This is a genomic window from Rothia nasimurium, from assembly GCF_042660305.1.
Lineage (GTDB): Bacteria > Actinomycetota > Actinomycetes > Actinomycetales > Micrococcaceae > Rothia > Rothia nasimurium.
Genome location: NZ_JBHSTW010000010.1, coordinates 1 through 14,917, shown reverse-complemented (window position 1 = coordinate 14,917; position 14,917 = coordinate 1). Strand labels below are relative to the sequence as shown.

The window sequence follows — 14,917 nt, the reverse complement described above, 5'->3', positions numbered from 1 at the left end:
GTTAGGCTCCTAGCAGTTCGGAGTGCTGTTCTGCGGTTTTGCGGGCGTATTCGGCGGCGGCTTCGCGCACCCAGGCGCCTTCTTCGTGGGCGGCACGGCGGCGCTGCATGCGCTGGACGTTGCAGGGGCCGTTACCAGAGATGACGGAGTTGAACTCGTCCCAGTCCAGGGGCCCGTAGTCGTAGTGGCCGCGTTCTTCGTTCCATTTGAGGTCGGGGTCGGGCAGGGTGAGGCCGAGGGCTTCTGCCTGGGGGACTAGCATGTCGATGAAGCGCTGGCGCAGCTCGTCGTTGGAGAAGCGCTTGATGTTCCAGGCCATGGACTGCTGGGAGTTGGGGGAGTCGGCGTCCGGCGGGCCAAACATCTGTAGGGCGGGGCCGTAGAAGCGGTTGACGGCGTCCTGGGCCATCTTTTTCTGGGCGGGGGTGCCGTGGGAGAGTTCGTAGAGGATTTCCCAGCCCTGGCGCTGGTGGAAGGATTCTTCCTTGCAGATACGCACCATGGCGCGGCCGTAGGGGCCGTAGGAGGCGCGGCAGAGGGGCACCTGGTTGCAGATGGCGGCCCCGTCGACCAGCCAGCCGATAGCGCCCATATCTGCCCAGGTGCGGGCGGGGTAGTTAAAGATAGAGGAATACTTAGCGCGGCCTTCGAGCAACTGCTCGTTGAGGATGTGGCGGGGGGTGCCGAGGGTTTCGGCGGCGGAGTAGAGGTAGAGGCCGTGGCCGGCTTCGTCCTGCACCTTGGCCATGAGAATGGCCTTGCGCTTGAGGGAGGGGGCGCGGGTAATCCAGTTGGCTTCGGGCTGCATGCCGATGATTTCGGAGTGGGCGTGCTGGGAGACCTGGCGGGTGAGGGTCTTGCGGTACTTTTCGGGCATCCAGTCGCGGGGTTCGACGCGGGAGTCGTCGGCGATGAGCTTGTCGAAGTAGGCCTGCTCGGCTTCTTCGTTGAGGACGTTCTCGCCCGCCTGGGCGGGGGCGTCGGCGACGGGGGAGAGGTCGGGGTTCTTCGTCGTTGAAGTCATGTCTGGCTCCTTGCGGGTGCGGGCTGCTCGGGGCGAGGCAGCCCCATCTGCACTAATTACTGACCGTTCGTTCAGAATATAGTCTTGAGCACATCACGGTCAAGCGTAATCTTGGGATTGGCCTCTATGCACCCGTCTATTTTTTCTGTATCGTGTGAGCTGATGCACAGAAATCTGTGCGCCCTCACGGAAGGAGGCTTCGATGACGAAGCAGTTAACCCACTACGTCGGCGGCGCCCATCGCCCCGGAACCTCAGGTCGTTTCGCCGATGTCTACAACCCCAGCACCGGCCAGGTGCAGGCCCAGGTGCCCCTGGCGTCCGCTGATGAGGTGCGCGATGTTATCGCCAACGCCGCAGAAGCCCAGGCCAAGTGGGCTGCTACCAACCCCCAGAAGCGCGCCCGTATTCTGCACCGCTTCGTGGACCTGGTCAACCAGAACGCCGACGAACTGGCCGAGATGCTTTCGCTCGAACACGGCAAGACCGTAGCCGACGCCCACGGCGATATCCAGCGCGGCCTTGACGTCGTCGAATTTGCCACCGCCGCCCCCCACCTGCTCAAGGGCGAATACTCCGACTCCGTAGGCACCGGTATTGACGTCTACTCCATGCGTCAGCCCCTGGGCGTGGTCGCCGGTATCACCCCCTTTAACTTCCCGGCCATGATTCCCCTCTGGAAGTGTGGCCCCGCGATCGCAGCCGGTAACGCCTTCGTCCTCAAGCCCTCAGAGCGTGACCCCTCCGTGCCCCTGCGTCTGGCTGAGCTCTGGACCGAGGCCGGCCTGCCCGACGGCATCTTCAACGTGGTCAACGGCGATAAGGAGGCCGTTGATACCCTGCTCGACGACCCCCGCATTAAGGCCGTCGACTTCGTGGGTTCCACCCCCATCGCCCAGAGCATCTACGAGCACGCCGCCCGCACCGGTAAACGCGCCCAGTGCTTCGGCGGCGCCAAGAACCACCTGATTATCATGCCTGATGCCGACCTCGACCAGGCGGCCGACGCCCTGATCGGCGCAGCCTTCGGCTCTGCCGGTGAACGCTGCATGGCTATCTCAGTTGCTGTACCCGTCGGTCAGGCCACCGCCGATGCCCTGGTTGAAAAGCTGGTCGAGCGCACCAAGACCCTCAAGGTCGGCCACGCCCTTGACCCCGAGGCAGACTTCGGCCCCGTCGTTGCCGCCAGCGCCCTCGAACGCATCGAAGGCTATATTGCCGCCGGCGAGAAGGAAGGCGCCGAGCTACTGGTGGACGGACGCGGAGTTAAGGTCGAAGGCCACGAGGGCGGCTACTACGTCGGCGCTACCCTCTTCGATAAGGTCACCACCGATATGTCCATCTACCGCGAAGAAATCTTTGGCCCCGTCCTTTCCGTGGTGCGCGTCGATGACTTTGAAGAGGCCCTGGCCCTGCCCACCAACCACGAGTTCGGCAACGGCGTTGCCATCTACACCCGCGACGGCGATACCGCCCGCGAATTCGCCCGCCGCGTCGATGTGGGTATGGTAGGTGTGAACGTGCCGATTCCCGTGCCGATTGCCTACTACACCTTCGGCGGCTGGAAGGCCTCCGGCTTCGGCGACCTCAACCAGCACGGGCCCGACGCTTTCCGCTTCTATACCAAGACCAAGACGGTAACATCCCGCTGGCCCTCCGGTATTAAAGAGGGCGCCAGCTTCGTTATGCCCACCGGCAACTAAAGGAGGCCCACCGTGACCGATACGCCCGGCACCCAGCCGACCGAGAGCGTCCTGACCGAAAAACGCGGCAACCTGGGGGTTATCACCCTCAACCGCCCGCGCGCGGTCAACGCCCTCAACGCCGAGATGATGGAGCTGATGAACGCAGCCCTGGACGACTTCGAACAGGATGCCACCATCACCGCCGTGCTCCTGCGCGGCGCCGGTGAACGGGGTCTTTGCGCAGGTGGCGACGTGGTAGCCCTCTACAAGGCCACCGGCGAAAACCCAGATCAGGGCGTGGACTTCTTCCGAGTGGAATACACCCTGGACCTGCGTATTTCCCGCTACCCTAAGCCCTTCATCTCCCTCATGGACGGCCTGGTGCTGGGCGGCGGCGTGGGCGTCTCAGCCCATAGCTCCCACCGCATCGTCACCGAACGCACCCGCACCGGCATGCCCGAAACCGTCATCGGCTTCTGCCCCGACGTGGGGGGCCTCAACATCCTGGCCCGCGCCCCGCAGAACCTGGGCACCCTCATGGCCGTCACCGGCCTGCATGTGACCGGGGCGGACGCGCTCGCCGTCGGTATGGCTGATTATTTCGTGCCGTCTGAGAAGCTCGATGGCCTGGTTGCTGCCCTTGAGAAGGTCGAGGGTGCGGACGCCGTCACCCGCGTCATTGAGGGCTTTGCGGCTGATGCACCTGCCTCCCAGCTCGTGGAGAACGCCCACTGGGTTGAGGGTGCTTTTGCCGCTGATACCGTTGAGGAAATCCTTGAGAAGGTCCAGGCGGTGGCTGATTCGGGGGCAGGCGGCGCCGAGTTCGCCGGTACGGTTCTGGCGGCCCTGCAGAAGAACGGGCCGACCGGTATGAAGGTGGCCCTGGAAGCTGTGCGCCGGGCCGGTAGCCAGAGCCTGGCAGAAACCCTGAATCAGGACTTTGTGACCTCCTGTAATGCCCTGACCCATCACGATATGCGTGAGGGTATCCGGGCCCAAGTGGTCGATAAGGACCGCAACCCGCAGTGGTCCCCGGCCAGCCTGGCGGAGGTCTCGCGCGAGAGCGTCCTGGCCTTCTTCACCCCCACGAAGGCGGGGGAGCTGGGTCTAGCCTAAAGATGCAGTCACCCCACCACGAATGTGACTCATATTCCCGAAAGGGTGTTGTTTTAACGCCCGCTTGGGAATATGAGTCACATTCGTTGTAGAGAAAGATAGCTCGCCTAGCCCTTGAGGTCTGGGAAGTCCGTGTCGGCGAACTCGTGGCCGTAGCCCTCGGTGGTGGTGCGGGCGGCCAGAGCTGCGGCGGTCTTCTCGCCGTGGCGGCCGTGGAACTCGTTCTCACGGGCCCGCAGTTCCACACGGCGAATCTTGCCCGAAATGGTCTTGGGCAGCTCGTAGAACTCGATGCGGCGCACCCGCTTGTAGGCGGCCAGATGGTCGCGGGCGTACTTGAGAATATCTTTGGCGGTTTCTGCCGTTGGCTCGTGGCCAGCGGCCAGCACAATGTAGGCCTTGGGCACCGCCAGGCGAATCTCGTCGGGTGACGGCACCACCGCAGCCTCAGCTACCGCCGGGTGTTCAATGACCACGGACTCCAGCTCAAAGGGGGAGAGTTTGTAGTCGGAGGCCTTGAAGACGTCGTCGGCGCGGCCCACGTAGGTGAGCACCCCGTTTTCGTCCCGCTCGGCAATATCGCCGGTGTGGTAGAAGCCCCCGCGCATGGTGTCCTCGGTCTTCTCGGGGTCTCCCTTGTACTGGGTCATCAGGCCCAGCGGGCGGGCATCGCCCAGGCGAATACAAATCTCACCCTCGGTCTCAGAAATCTCATCGGTGGCCGGGTCAATCAGCACAATATCGTAGCCGGGCAGGGGCTTGCCCATAGCGCCAATCTTGATGGGCTGGCCGGGCGTATTAGCAATCTGCACGGTGGACTCGGTCTGCCCAAAACCGTCTCGAATATCCACACCCCAGGCGGTTTTCACCTTGGAGATTACCTCGGGGTTCAGCGGCTCACCCGCGGCAACGACCTTGGTCGGCGGGGTTGCCAGCTGGCTCAGGTCAGCCTGAATCAGCATGCGCCAGACGGTGGGCGGTGTGCAGAAGCTGGTGACGCCGAACTTCTCCATATTCTGCATGAGGGCTGCAGCGTCAAAACGGGAGTAGTTGTAGATGAAGACGGTGGCCTCGGCAATCCAGGGGGTAAAAATGTTGGACCAGGCATGCTTGGCCCAGCCGGGGGAAGCTACGTTCAGGTGAACATCACCGGGGCTCATGCCAATCCAGTACATGGTGGAAAGGTGGCCTACGGGGTAAGAGGTGTGGGTGTGCTCCACCATCTTGGCCCGCGAGGTGGTGCCCGAGGTGAAGTACCAGAGCAGGGGCTCATCGCCCCGGGTGGGGGCGTCCGGGGTGAAATCGGTGGGAGCGGACGCCGCGTCCAGGTAATTCAGGTGGGGGTGCTTGGTCAGGGCCCCCTCGGTCTTGCCGTCTGTTTCAATGACGGTGAAGTTACCTTCAACCCGCTCGAACTTGGGCACGTTCTTGCTGTTGGTAATCACCCACTCAACCGTGCCACGGCTAATGCGTTCATCGAGATCAACGGGTTCAAGCATCTCGGTGGAGGGCATGAGAATAACACCCAGCTTGATACCGGCCAGCATGAGCTCCCAGAGCTCTACCTGGTTGCCCAGCATGAGAATTACCCGGTCACCGCGCTTTACACCTACAGAGCGCAGCCAGTTAGCCACCTGTGAGGAGCGCTTCGACATCTCTGAGTAGGTCACGCTCACGCTGGAACCGTCTTGTTCCGCGATAATCAGGGCGGGGGCGTCCTTGCGGTCCTCGGTGGCAGCTACCTGGTCGAACCAGTCGAGGGCGAAATTGAAATGCTCGAACTGGGGCCAGGTAAACTGCTCGCGCGCTGCGGTGTAGTCTTCACGCAGGGCAACGAGCTGGTCGCGAATGGTGCGGAACTCTTCAGTAACGCTCATGGGGAACCTCTTTCGACAATAAACCACACAGAAATAGTGGTATGGGTCACGATAGGGTGCTGTGAGTCACTATAGGGGAGGGGTGGCGCCCCTGCCAAGACCCTGTGGAAAAATCAATGAATGCAAACCTGTCTGTGCGTAACGAACCGATTAATTCCCCCAAAAGCTACCGACGGGCTCACAAAAGAGGTACATTCAGAGCTAAATATGGCTTGACTCACATTAAGAGTGCGGGCGAACCCCGTCTGCGTGAGTTGCACACGACGACGTTGCACAGGAGAGCTACCCTATGAACACCCACATCCGCGGAATGGTCAAAAACCCACCCGAAAAGCCCCTGCCCTTCCCCGACATCGACCCTTTCGGCGTCCTCAACCTGCTCCCCGACCACGAAAAAGAGTGGTTCTTGCGCATCCGCACTTATCTGCAAGAAGAAGTGCGCCCCCACATCGTTGACTACTGGAACACCGAAGAATTCCCCCTGCACCTGCTCGAAGGCATGGCCGAGGTGGGGCTGGCCCGCCTCGAAACCAGCGGCACCTCCTGGCTCTTCCGCGGCCTGGTCTACGCGGAGGTTACCCGGGTGGACGTCTCGCTCTCAGCCCTGGTCGGTATTCACAACGAGCTGGTGCTCGGCATGATCAACATTCTTGGCTCTGATGAGCAGAAAGCCGAGATGCTCTCGAAGCTCGAAAGCTTTGAACTCACCGGTGCCTTTGCCCTGACCGAACCCGACCACGGCTCCGATATCGCCGGTGGGCTGGAAACCAGCGCCACCTTCGACGGCGAACACTGGGTCATCAACGGTGAAAAACGCTGGATCGGCATGGGTACCATCGCCGACTTTGCCCTGGTCTGGGCCAGGGATACCGCCGACCAACAGATTAAGGCCTTCATCGTTCCCACCGACGCCCCCGGCTACGAGGCTGAAAAAATCCGCAACAAGATTGGCCTGCGCGTCATGCAGAACGCCCACATCACCCTTACCGATGTGAAGGTGCCCGCCAGTGCTCACCTGCCCGGGGCCATCAATTTCGACGCTGCCAACGAGATGCTGCGCAACTCCCGCGCCTGGGTAGGCTGGCAGGGCTACGGCATTCAGCTGGGCATCTTCGATATCGCCCGCGACTACGCCCTCACCCGCCAGCAGTTCGGCAAGCCCCTGGCTAAGTTCCAGCTCATCCAAAAGAACATCGCAGAAATTATGAGCAACACCCAGGCTGCCCTGGGCCTCATGATGAACTGCGCCCGCATGCAAGAAAACGGCACCCTGGATATGGTGCACGCCGCCATGGCCAAGGCCACCACCACCAAGCTGGCCCGGCAGAGCGCCTGGCTGGGCCGGGAAATCCAGGGCGGTAATGGCATGACCACCGACTACGAAATGGCCAAATTCTTCGGGGACGCCGAAATCCTCTACACCTACGAGGGCACCTACGAAATCAACTCCCTCATTGTGGGCCGGGCCCTGACCGGCTACTCAGCCTTCGTCTAACCCCTCACCTCCCACCTGAAAGAGAACACCATGGATCTCACCAACACCACAGCCCTGGTCACGGGTGCAGCCTCGGGAATCGGCGCGGCAACCGCGCACGCCCTGGTTGCCCGCGGCGTGCACGTCTATGGGCTTGACCTACCTGCCGGTATTGAGAAGGCTGGAAACGTCGAAGGTGTCACCTTCCTACCCGGCGACGTCACCGACTACGCTGCCGTTGAAGCTGCCTTCGAGCAGGTGGGGCAGGACGAGCGCCCCCTGCGCACCGTAGTCAACTGCGCCGGTATAGCCCCGGGGGCCCGCGTCCTTTCTAAAAAGGGCCCGCACGACCCTGCCCTCTTCGCAAAAACTGTCACTATCAATCTCAATGGCACTTTCAACGTACTCACCGCCGGGGCTGCCCTAATTGCCACCCAGGAGCCGGTGGAGGGTACTACCGGGCGAGGCGTCATTATCAACACCGCCTCTATTGCCGCTTATGAGGGGCAGATTGGCCAGATAGCCTACGCGGCCTCTAAGGGTGGGGTCGTTGCTCTCACTCTGCCTGCTGCCCGCGATCTGGCCAGTTCAGGAATCCGTGTAAATACCATCGCCCCGGGCATTGTTGATACCCCGCTCATGGCCGGTATCACCGAAGAGTTCCGTGAAGAGCTGGCTAAAAACGTGCCTTTCCCGCAGCGCCTCGCGGCCCCCGCTGAATACGCCGACCTGGCTGTTTTTATCGCCGAGCATGACTACATCAACGGCGAAACAATCCGCATGGACGGCGCCCTGCGCATGGCCCCCCGCTAGGCCGCACCCCGGAACCGACGAGACAGAATAGCCCACCTTGTAAGGGAGAAGAAGATGACCACCACACCCACCATCGCTTTTATCGGCCTGGGGCACATGGGCGGCTACATGGCAGCCAACCTGGTTGCCGCAGGCTACACCGTGCACGGCTTCGACCTGGTGCCCGCAGCGCTCGATGCCGCCCGTGACCGCGGAATCCAGGTCGCTGCCAGCGGTGAAGAGGCCGCAGCTCAGGCCGATATCGTCATCACTATGCTGCCCGCTGGCCAGCACGTTCTGGGAGCCTACGGCGGACGCGAGGGGCAGGGAGGTCTGCTGGCAGCGGCCAAGCCCGGCACTCTCTTCGTGGACTGCTCCACCATCGAGGTGGAACACGCCCGCCAGGCAGCCGACCTAGCTGTGCAGGCCGGCATGCGGGCCGTCGATGCCCCGGTCTCCGGCGGTATGGTGGGGGCCGAGCAGGGCACCCTCACCTTCATGGTGGGTGGCGCTGAGGCGGACGTAGAGCAGGTATGCCCCCTGCTTGAGGTGATGGGCAAGAAGGTGGTGCACTGCGGTACCAATAGCACCGGCCAGGCCGCCAAAATCTGCAACAACATGCTGCTGGGCATCACTATGGTGGGCGCCTCCGAGGCCTTCGTGCTGGGCGAGCGTCTGGGGCTTGACGCCCAGGTGCTCTACGACGTCATTTCCACTTCGTCCGGCTACTGCTGGGCGGTCAACGTCAACTGCCCGGTGCCCGGCCCCGTGCCCGGGTCGCCCGCTAACCGCGACTATGAACCGGGCTTCGCTACCGCCCTCATGAGCAAGGACATGGGCCTGGCAGTTGCTGCCCTCGACACCGCAGGGGTTAACGGCGAACTCGGCAAGCACGCCGCAGATATCTATACTCACCTGGTAGAAGAAGGGCGTGGCACCAAGGACTTCTCAGACGTCATTAACGCCATTCGCGAGGCCAACGGCTCACCCGTCTCAGGTATCTAACCCGCCTACAGCAAGGAGAAACACCCGTGACTACCTACGAGAACATTCTGGTTGAAACCCGCGGCCGGGTGGGGCTGATTACCCTCAACCGCCCCAAGGCCCTCAACGCCCTCAACGATGCCACCATGCGCGAGGTTGTTGCCGCCGCAACCGACTTCGACCGCTCACCCGAGGTGGGCGCCATCGTCCTGACCGGTAGCGAAAAAGCGTTTGCTGCTGGCGCCGATATCAAGGAGATGTCGTCCCAGACCTACGCCAGCATGTACGCGGCCGACTGGTTTGCCCACTGGGACAACCTCACCCGCCTGCGCACCCCCATCGTGGCTGCCGTGAACGGCTACGCCCTGGGCGGCGGGTGCGAACTGGCCATGATGGCCGACATGCTGGTCGCCGGGCCCTCCACCAAGTTTGGCCAGCCCGAAATCAACCTGGGGGTCATCCCCGGCATGGGTGGATCCCAGCGCCTTACCCGCGCTGTGGGTAAGGCTAAGGCCATGGACCTCTGCCTGACCGGGCGCTTTATGGGGGCGGACGAAGCCGAGCGGGCGGGGCTGGTATCCCGCCTGGTGGATCAGGACTCGGACGTCCTCCCCACCGCCCTTGAGATGGCAGAAACTATCGCTTCTAAGTCAAAGTTTGTGGCCCAGGTCTGCAAGGAGGCCGTCAATGCCGCCTTTGAGACCACCCTGGCCCAGGGTGTTGCTTTTGAGCGCCGCACCTTCCATGCTCTTTTTGCAACCGAGGACCAGAAAGAGGGCATGGCTGCCTTCGTTGAGAAGCGGGAGGCTGATTTTAAGCACCGCTAAAGTGTTGCGCGTCTCACCAAAATGTGACACAGTTGGGTTGAGTGAATAACTGACCAAATGGTCACTAAATACTTTGGAGGCATAGTGAGCGCAACCCACCCCATGCTTGAACGCGATCACGCCAGCGACTGGATGGGCATTCGCGTGCTCACCGCCCAGCTGGGTCACGCCATCATCGAAATGGACATCAAGCATGAGATGGTCAACGGCTTCGGCATCATCCACGGTGGTATGACCTTCGCCTTTGCAGACACCGCCTTCGCCCTCGCCTGCAACCACAGTGACCCCGAGCTCTACGCCCAGAGCATCACTGTGGGGGCAGGCGTTGACGTTAACTACATCGCCTCAGCCTACGAAGGGCAAACCCTACGAGCAGAAGCGAACCTCACAGCACAGTACGGGCGCAACAGCATCGTTGATGTGACCGTCACCTGCGGAGACAAACTCATCGCCGAGTTCCGCGGTCGTGGTCGCTCCATCAAGCCCCCAACAGCCACGGAAGGACACCAGGCATGAGCACCTACAAGGCCCCCTCTTGCAGCGTAGAGAACCCCTACACCCCGGCCCCCCGAGCCGCAGACCCCGGCGCCCCGGACCCCGAGGAGCTGATGAGCCGCGACCAGATTGAGGCCCTCCAGTTCGAGCGCCTGCGCTGGACCCTGCACTACGCCTACGAAAACGTACCCGCCTACAAGGAGCTCTACGACGAGCACGGCGTCCACCCCGGTGACTTCAAAGAGCTCGACGACCTCAAGCTCTTCCCCTACACCGACAAGGAATTCCTGCGGAAGGCCTACCCCTTCAAGGCCTTCGCCGTGCCCATGACCGACGTGCGTCGTATCCACGCCTCCTCCGGCACTACCGGCCAGCCCACCGTCGTCGGCTACACCGAAAACGACCTCTCCACCTGGAGCGCCCTGGTAGCTCGCTGCTTCCGCTTCTCAGGCATTAAGCCCGGCTACAAGGTGCACAACGCCTACGGCTACGGCCTCTTCACTGGCGGCCTGGGTGCCCACTACGGCGCTGAACGTCTGGGCGCAGCCGTCATTCCGATGTCTGGCGGCCAGACCGAGAAGCAGGTGCAGCTCATTCGCGACTTTGAGCCCGACGCGATTCTCTCCACCCCCACCTACCTGCTGACCATCGCCGATGCCTTCCGCAAGCTGGGTATCGACCCCAAGGAAACCTCCCTCAAGACCGCTGTGCTGGGTGCTGAGCCCTGGACCGAAGAAATGCGCCGCGAAATCGAGCTCACCTTCGGCACCCTCAAGGCCTGCGATATCTACGGCCTGTCTGAGGTCATGGGCCCCGGTGTGGCCGGTGAGTCCTTTGAATCGCAGGACGGCTCCCACATCTGGGAAGACCACTTCCGTCCCGAAATTATCGACCCCTTCGACGATACCGTGCTCGATCTGGGCCGCCCCGGCGAACTGGTCTTTACCTCCCTGACCAAGGAAGCCCTGCCCATCATCCGCTACCGCACCCACGATCTGACCCGCCTGCTGCCCGGTACCGCCCGCCCTGGCCACCGCCGCCTGGGCCGCATCACCGGCCGCAGCGACGACATGATTATCCTGCGCGGCGTCAACCTCTTCCCCTCCCAGGTAGAAGAGCTGGCCCTGCAACAGCCGGAGCTGTCGCCCCACTTCGCTCTGGAGCTGACCCGCCCCGGCCGCATGGACGAAATGACCGTGCGCATCGAACGCCGCGAGGAGTTCACCCTAGAAGCGGCCGAAGAAGCCGGTAAGCGCCTGCTGCACGACATCAAGACCAAGATCGGCTCCACCTGCCGTATCGAGGTGCTGGACCCGGACGTCCTGCCCCGCTCCGTCGGCAAGATCCGCCGTATCTACGACTACCGCAACAAGCCCAAGGGCAACGAATAAACCCACCCGCCTGAGGCAGGTTTGCTAGCATGTAGGGAGCTCCCGTGCGGGGGGCTCCCTACCCGTGTGTGAGAGGAAGATGCCGTGAGCACTCGCCAGCCCCGGCCCGCCAAGCGCGGCCGCCCCGGCTATGACCGCCAAGAGGTACTGCGCCTGGCCGTAGAGGTCTTCAACGAGCACGGCTACGACGCCACCAGCATGGACATGCTCGCTAAACGCCTGGGTTTGACCAAGAGCGCTATCTACCACCACGTGGCCAGCAAAGAAGAGATTTTACGTATCGCCCTTGACCGCGCCCTGGACGCCCTGGATGAGGTTTTTGAGGCTGGCGAGAGCTTAGAGGCGGACGCCCGCGAGCGGCTTGAATTCGTGGTGCGCCAGACCGTATTTGTGCTGGCCGAGCACCTGCCCTATGTGACCCTGCTGCTGCGGTTACGCGGCAACTCCCCGGCCCAGCAGGCCGCTCTCGATAAGCGTCGTGCCCTGACCGGCCGTCTGGCGGCCCTGGTGGATGCTGCCCAGCAGGCTGGGCAGGTGCGGCAGAGTGCGGACGCCCGCACCCTGGCCCGCCTGATTTTCGGCATGATTAACTCCCTGGCGGTCTGGTACGACCCGGCCCATGGCGGCGACGTTGAGGCCCTGGCCGACACCGTGGTAGATATGGCCTTTAGGGGGATTGCAAATCTATGAGGCATATTCAAATTCAAAAAGCCAACCAAGTGCTCCTCATACGCTTTTGCGTGGATCTATTTCACCCAGTTAGGCTGGCGTGACCAGCTTCAATTTCGTCTGTGATAGTTAGTTTTGGTGAGAATACCATTATTTCGTTAGCCTTCCGAAAGTTATGAGCTGAGTAGTTTAGCGCAAAGAGCCTCCTGCGAAACTCTGGATAAAGTTCTGCAACCTGAATAACGTTGTCGTAGGTGAGGATCCAGTTTGCCTGCTGTACATTTTTTAGACATTCAGCAAGAGCTTGATGGTTAGAGTTATCGAAAGCATTAAGATAAAGTGATCCTGCTTTTTCGAAATAAGGGGGATCGGCGTATATGAACGCATCCTTCTGAGCCGCGTAACGCTGAATAGTATGTACCCCATCCTCGTTGGTTACTTCTATACGTTTGGCATGTAGCGCAATTAGACGGATACGTTCCGCTAAGTTTTCACGGTTGAAACGGGCATCGATTTTGTAATTTCCAGTTTGAGTCTTTCCACCGATTGGCCCACCATTCAATACACCTGAGCGGTTAGTCCGATTGAGGTAAAAAGTTGCAAATCCGAGGGAGAGGAAATCTTCACGAGGAGAGTGTAAATATATCTCACGTTGCTTTTCCCACTCAGCTACTGAGAGTTCTACGTTGTTAACGAGTCTGATGAACTCTTCTGGTTGAGTGGTAACAGCATTCCAAAATGCGTATACAGCTGGGTCAAAATCATTGATAGCGATTCGCTCAACCTGCCCCGAGATAAGTAGAGCAAGAGCTGCGCCAGCACCTCCTGCGTACGGTTCAACATAGGTATTTGATGTAAGGCCGTTCTCTCGAATTAGCGTTCGGAGACGAGGATAGAGTAGGCCTTTGCCTCCAGGGTATCGGAGCGGAGAGATGATTAATCGCTTACGTGTTGATGCTCCTGCTCGCGTCATGCCTTGAGAACTGCTTTCAAAACTCCCTCAATGGCTGCCCAACATTCGCGAACGTCGTCGGGCGTAGCCACAATATGATGGTTATGGTTCGTTGCATCAAGATGTGTTTTAGAAGCCACGAAACCGTATCTATTACTTCGGATTTTTTGGACTGGCTGAATAAACGTTGTTTGTTTGGTAGATTTAAAGTGCTCTTCAAGCCAAGTAAGACAGTGAGAGAGATATACAAACCCCTCAGAGTTAGAACTTTTCTTAATCTCTTCTCCAAGTACTTCGGCGTAAGCCTTGATTGTCTTTTCAAGGAAAGTTCGTAACAAATCGAGAGAAGCGTTAGGAAAATTTTCAATATTGATGGCTGACAGTTCCTTCAAAATCTCATGTATTGAAGCAGGAAAATTGGAAGGCACCGATAAGTTATTAGTGTTGAGATACTTTAGCTTCTTAGGGAAGGGCTTCGGGCTATTTCTCCCTAATTCTTTAGATTTATAATCTTCATTACCTTGTGCGATGGGTTCTTGAATTTTGCTGTTTGTGACAGGTTGGTCAAGCCGTCTTGATGGGGGGTCTGATGTATATGGACCTACTCTTATAGCGGCTTCATCTTTGGAGGTATCATCTTGGTATTTATCTCGCATGTCGCGTAAATCATCCATGTATGCGATGTATCGCTTACTTGAAGTTTTGTTGAGAATGCGTGTATTAATCACTTGGTCGCGCATATCGCTTACAATTTTCGTTGCAACTTTTTTAAAAAAGGCAGCATTTGAGGTAAGGGCAACGTCTCCGGTGTCGTTTCTTATCTCGATTCCGACCAAGGCAAGGAACTTATCGTTCTCGTATAGACGGGCAAGGGTTGATACTGGGAAACGTCGTTTGTTAACGTAGTCTCCAAGAGATGCATCATCGTAGTCAACGCTACGAAACAGTTCGAGGATTTTGCTCCGTGTGATGAACTTGCGAACATCAATTGTTGGATATTGATCAATCAGAGTTTGCGCAGACTTGCCAGCATCTAACTGGGCCTGGAAGAATGCAGCTTGTCTTGCGGGGCTCCAGGCTACGCGTTGGTTGCCGGTGTGAAGCGCAGCCACGAGCTGGTCAGCATCGTCTTGTGAAGGTGCTTTCTTGACCGTAATGTACCGAATAGTGTTGCGATTTGGTAGTGATTGCGCGTGCTTGGTGATGCGTGCTTGGTGATCAGGGGCAAGGTAGGGGTTCTGAATGGCTTTCAACGCAGCTACACGCCGGTTTCCTTCAACTACGATGAGCTGACCGTCTCGTTCTAGCACGACGGGCACCTCGTGTGTTAGAAGCCCGACTTTAGTAATGCCTTCGACAAGACTAAGAGCTTTCTCGTTAGTGAATAAGTCCTGGATGATATCGGATTCTGGGACTCCTTCGGGGATGTCGAGTCGAACATTACGAGGATCAAGTTTGAGATCATCGACAACGTCGACGATTATTTCTTCCCAAGTAGACATATCGAGCACAATGTCCCCTATTCGGTATAAGTGTATGGTGCTTTAGAGATAGAGGCTTATTCAAAAGTCCCACCCGCAGCCAAAAACACCAACCCCCGCACCACCGCAAACACCCGCCCATACAACCCCA

At 59.6% G+C, this 14,917-nt stretch carries 13 protein-coding genes; 9 read left to right on the top strand and 4 right to left on the bottom strand.

The genetic code is table 11. From position 1 onward, the window contains the following. Window position 1: 1 nt before the first annotated feature. The gene (paaA, locus tag ACFP6B_RS03830) at window positions 2-1,024 is read right to left on the bottom strand and encodes a 1,2-phenylacetyl-CoA epoxidase subunit PaaA (RefSeq protein ID WP_377127032.1); all 1,023 of its coding nucleotides are present in this window, start codon (window positions 1,022-1,024) and stop codon (window positions 2-4) included. A 202-nt stretch (window positions 1,025-1,226) separates the two neighbouring features. Between paaA and ACFP6B_RS03825 the strand changes: the two genes are divergently transcribed. Continuing rightward, entirely contained in the window at window positions 1,227-2,726 is a 1,500-nt protein-coding gene (locus ACFP6B_RS03825) for a CoA-acylating methylmalonate-semialdehyde dehydrogenase (protein ID WP_377127029.1), read from the top strand. A 12-nt stretch (window positions 2,727-2,738) separates the two neighbouring features. Further along, complete coding sequence (locus ACFP6B_RS03820) at window positions 2,739-3,824, top strand: enoyl-CoA hydratase/isomerase family protein (protein ID WP_377127026.1); 1,086 nt, start codon at window positions 2,739-2,741, stop codon at window positions 3,822-3,824. Between the two features lie 107 nt (window positions 3,825-3,931). Here the strand turns inward: ACFP6B_RS03820 and ACFP6B_RS03815 are convergent, their stop codons facing one another. Further along, window positions 3,932-5,701, bottom strand: a complete 1,770-nt coding sequence (locus ACFP6B_RS03815) for an AMP-binding protein (RefSeq protein WP_377127023.1) — start codon at window positions 5,699-5,701, stop codon at window positions 3,932-3,934. Between the two features lie 289 nt (window positions 5,702-5,990). On the opposite strand from ACFP6B_RS03815, the gene ACFP6B_RS03810 reads away from it, so the two are divergent. The 7 genes from ACFP6B_RS03810 (at window position 5,991) to ACFP6B_RS03780 (ending at window position 12,354) form a co-directional block, all read left to right on the top strand. Then, window positions 5,991-7,196: an acyl-CoA dehydrogenase family protein gene (locus tag ACFP6B_RS03810; protein WP_377127020.1), complete on the top strand. Its 1,206-nt coding sequence runs from the start codon at window positions 5,991-5,993 to the stop codon at window positions 7,194-7,196. A 30-nt stretch (window positions 7,197-7,226) separates the two neighbouring features. Beyond that, complete coding sequence (locus tag ACFP6B_RS03805) at window positions 7,227-7,988, top strand: SDR family oxidoreductase (protein WP_377127017.1); 762 nt, start codon at window positions 7,227-7,229, stop codon at window positions 7,986-7,988. A 54-nt stretch (window positions 7,989-8,042) separates the two neighbouring features. After that, entirely contained in the window at window positions 8,043-8,972 is a 930-nt protein-coding gene (mmsB, locus tag ACFP6B_RS03800; protein ID WP_377127014.1) for a 3-hydroxyisobutyrate dehydrogenase, read from the top strand. A gap of 26 nt (window positions 8,973-8,998) precedes the next feature. Beyond that, a complete protein-coding gene (locus ACFP6B_RS03795; protein ID WP_237241976.1) occupies window positions 8,999-9,778 on the top strand; it encodes an enoyl-CoA hydratase in 780 nt (259 codons plus the stop codon). 84 nt (window positions 9,779-9,862) lie between these two features. Next, window positions 9,863-10,294, top strand: coding sequence for a PaaI family thioesterase (locus tag ACFP6B_RS03790; protein WP_326503720.1), 432 nt, complete (start codon window positions 9,863-9,865; stop codon window positions 10,292-10,294). Continuing rightward, on the top strand, window positions 10,291-11,664 hold the full coding sequence (locus tag ACFP6B_RS03785; protein WP_377127009.1) for a phenylacetate--CoA ligase family protein: 1,374 nt from the start codon (window positions 10,291-10,293) through the stop codon (window positions 11,662-11,664). The genes ACFP6B_RS03790 and ACFP6B_RS03785 overlap by 4 nt, the downstream gene beginning before the upstream one ends. An 84-nt stretch (window positions 11,665-11,748) precedes the next feature. Then, window positions 11,749-12,354, top strand: a complete 606-nt coding sequence (locus ACFP6B_RS03780) for a TetR/AcrR family transcriptional regulator (RefSeq protein ID WP_377127006.1) — start codon at window positions 11,749-11,751, stop codon at window positions 12,352-12,354. Window positions 12,355-12,415: 61 nt separating this feature from the next. Here the strand turns inward: ACFP6B_RS03780 and ACFP6B_RS03775 are convergent, their stop codons facing one another. Together ACFP6B_RS03775 and ACFP6B_RS03770 are read right to left on the bottom strand one after the other, a co-directional pair. Then, window positions 12,416-13,306: a DNA adenine methylase gene (locus ACFP6B_RS03775; protein ID WP_083091920.1), complete on the bottom strand. Its 891-nt coding sequence runs from the start codon at window positions 13,304-13,306 to the stop codon at window positions 12,416-12,418. Continuing rightward, a complete protein-coding gene (locus tag ACFP6B_RS03770; protein WP_257618034.1) occupies window positions 13,303-14,787 on the bottom strand; it encodes a hypothetical protein in 1,485 nt (494 codons plus the stop codon). The genes ACFP6B_RS03775 and ACFP6B_RS03770 overlap by 4 nt, the downstream gene beginning before the upstream one ends. Window positions 14,788-14,917: the final 130 nt, after the last annotated feature.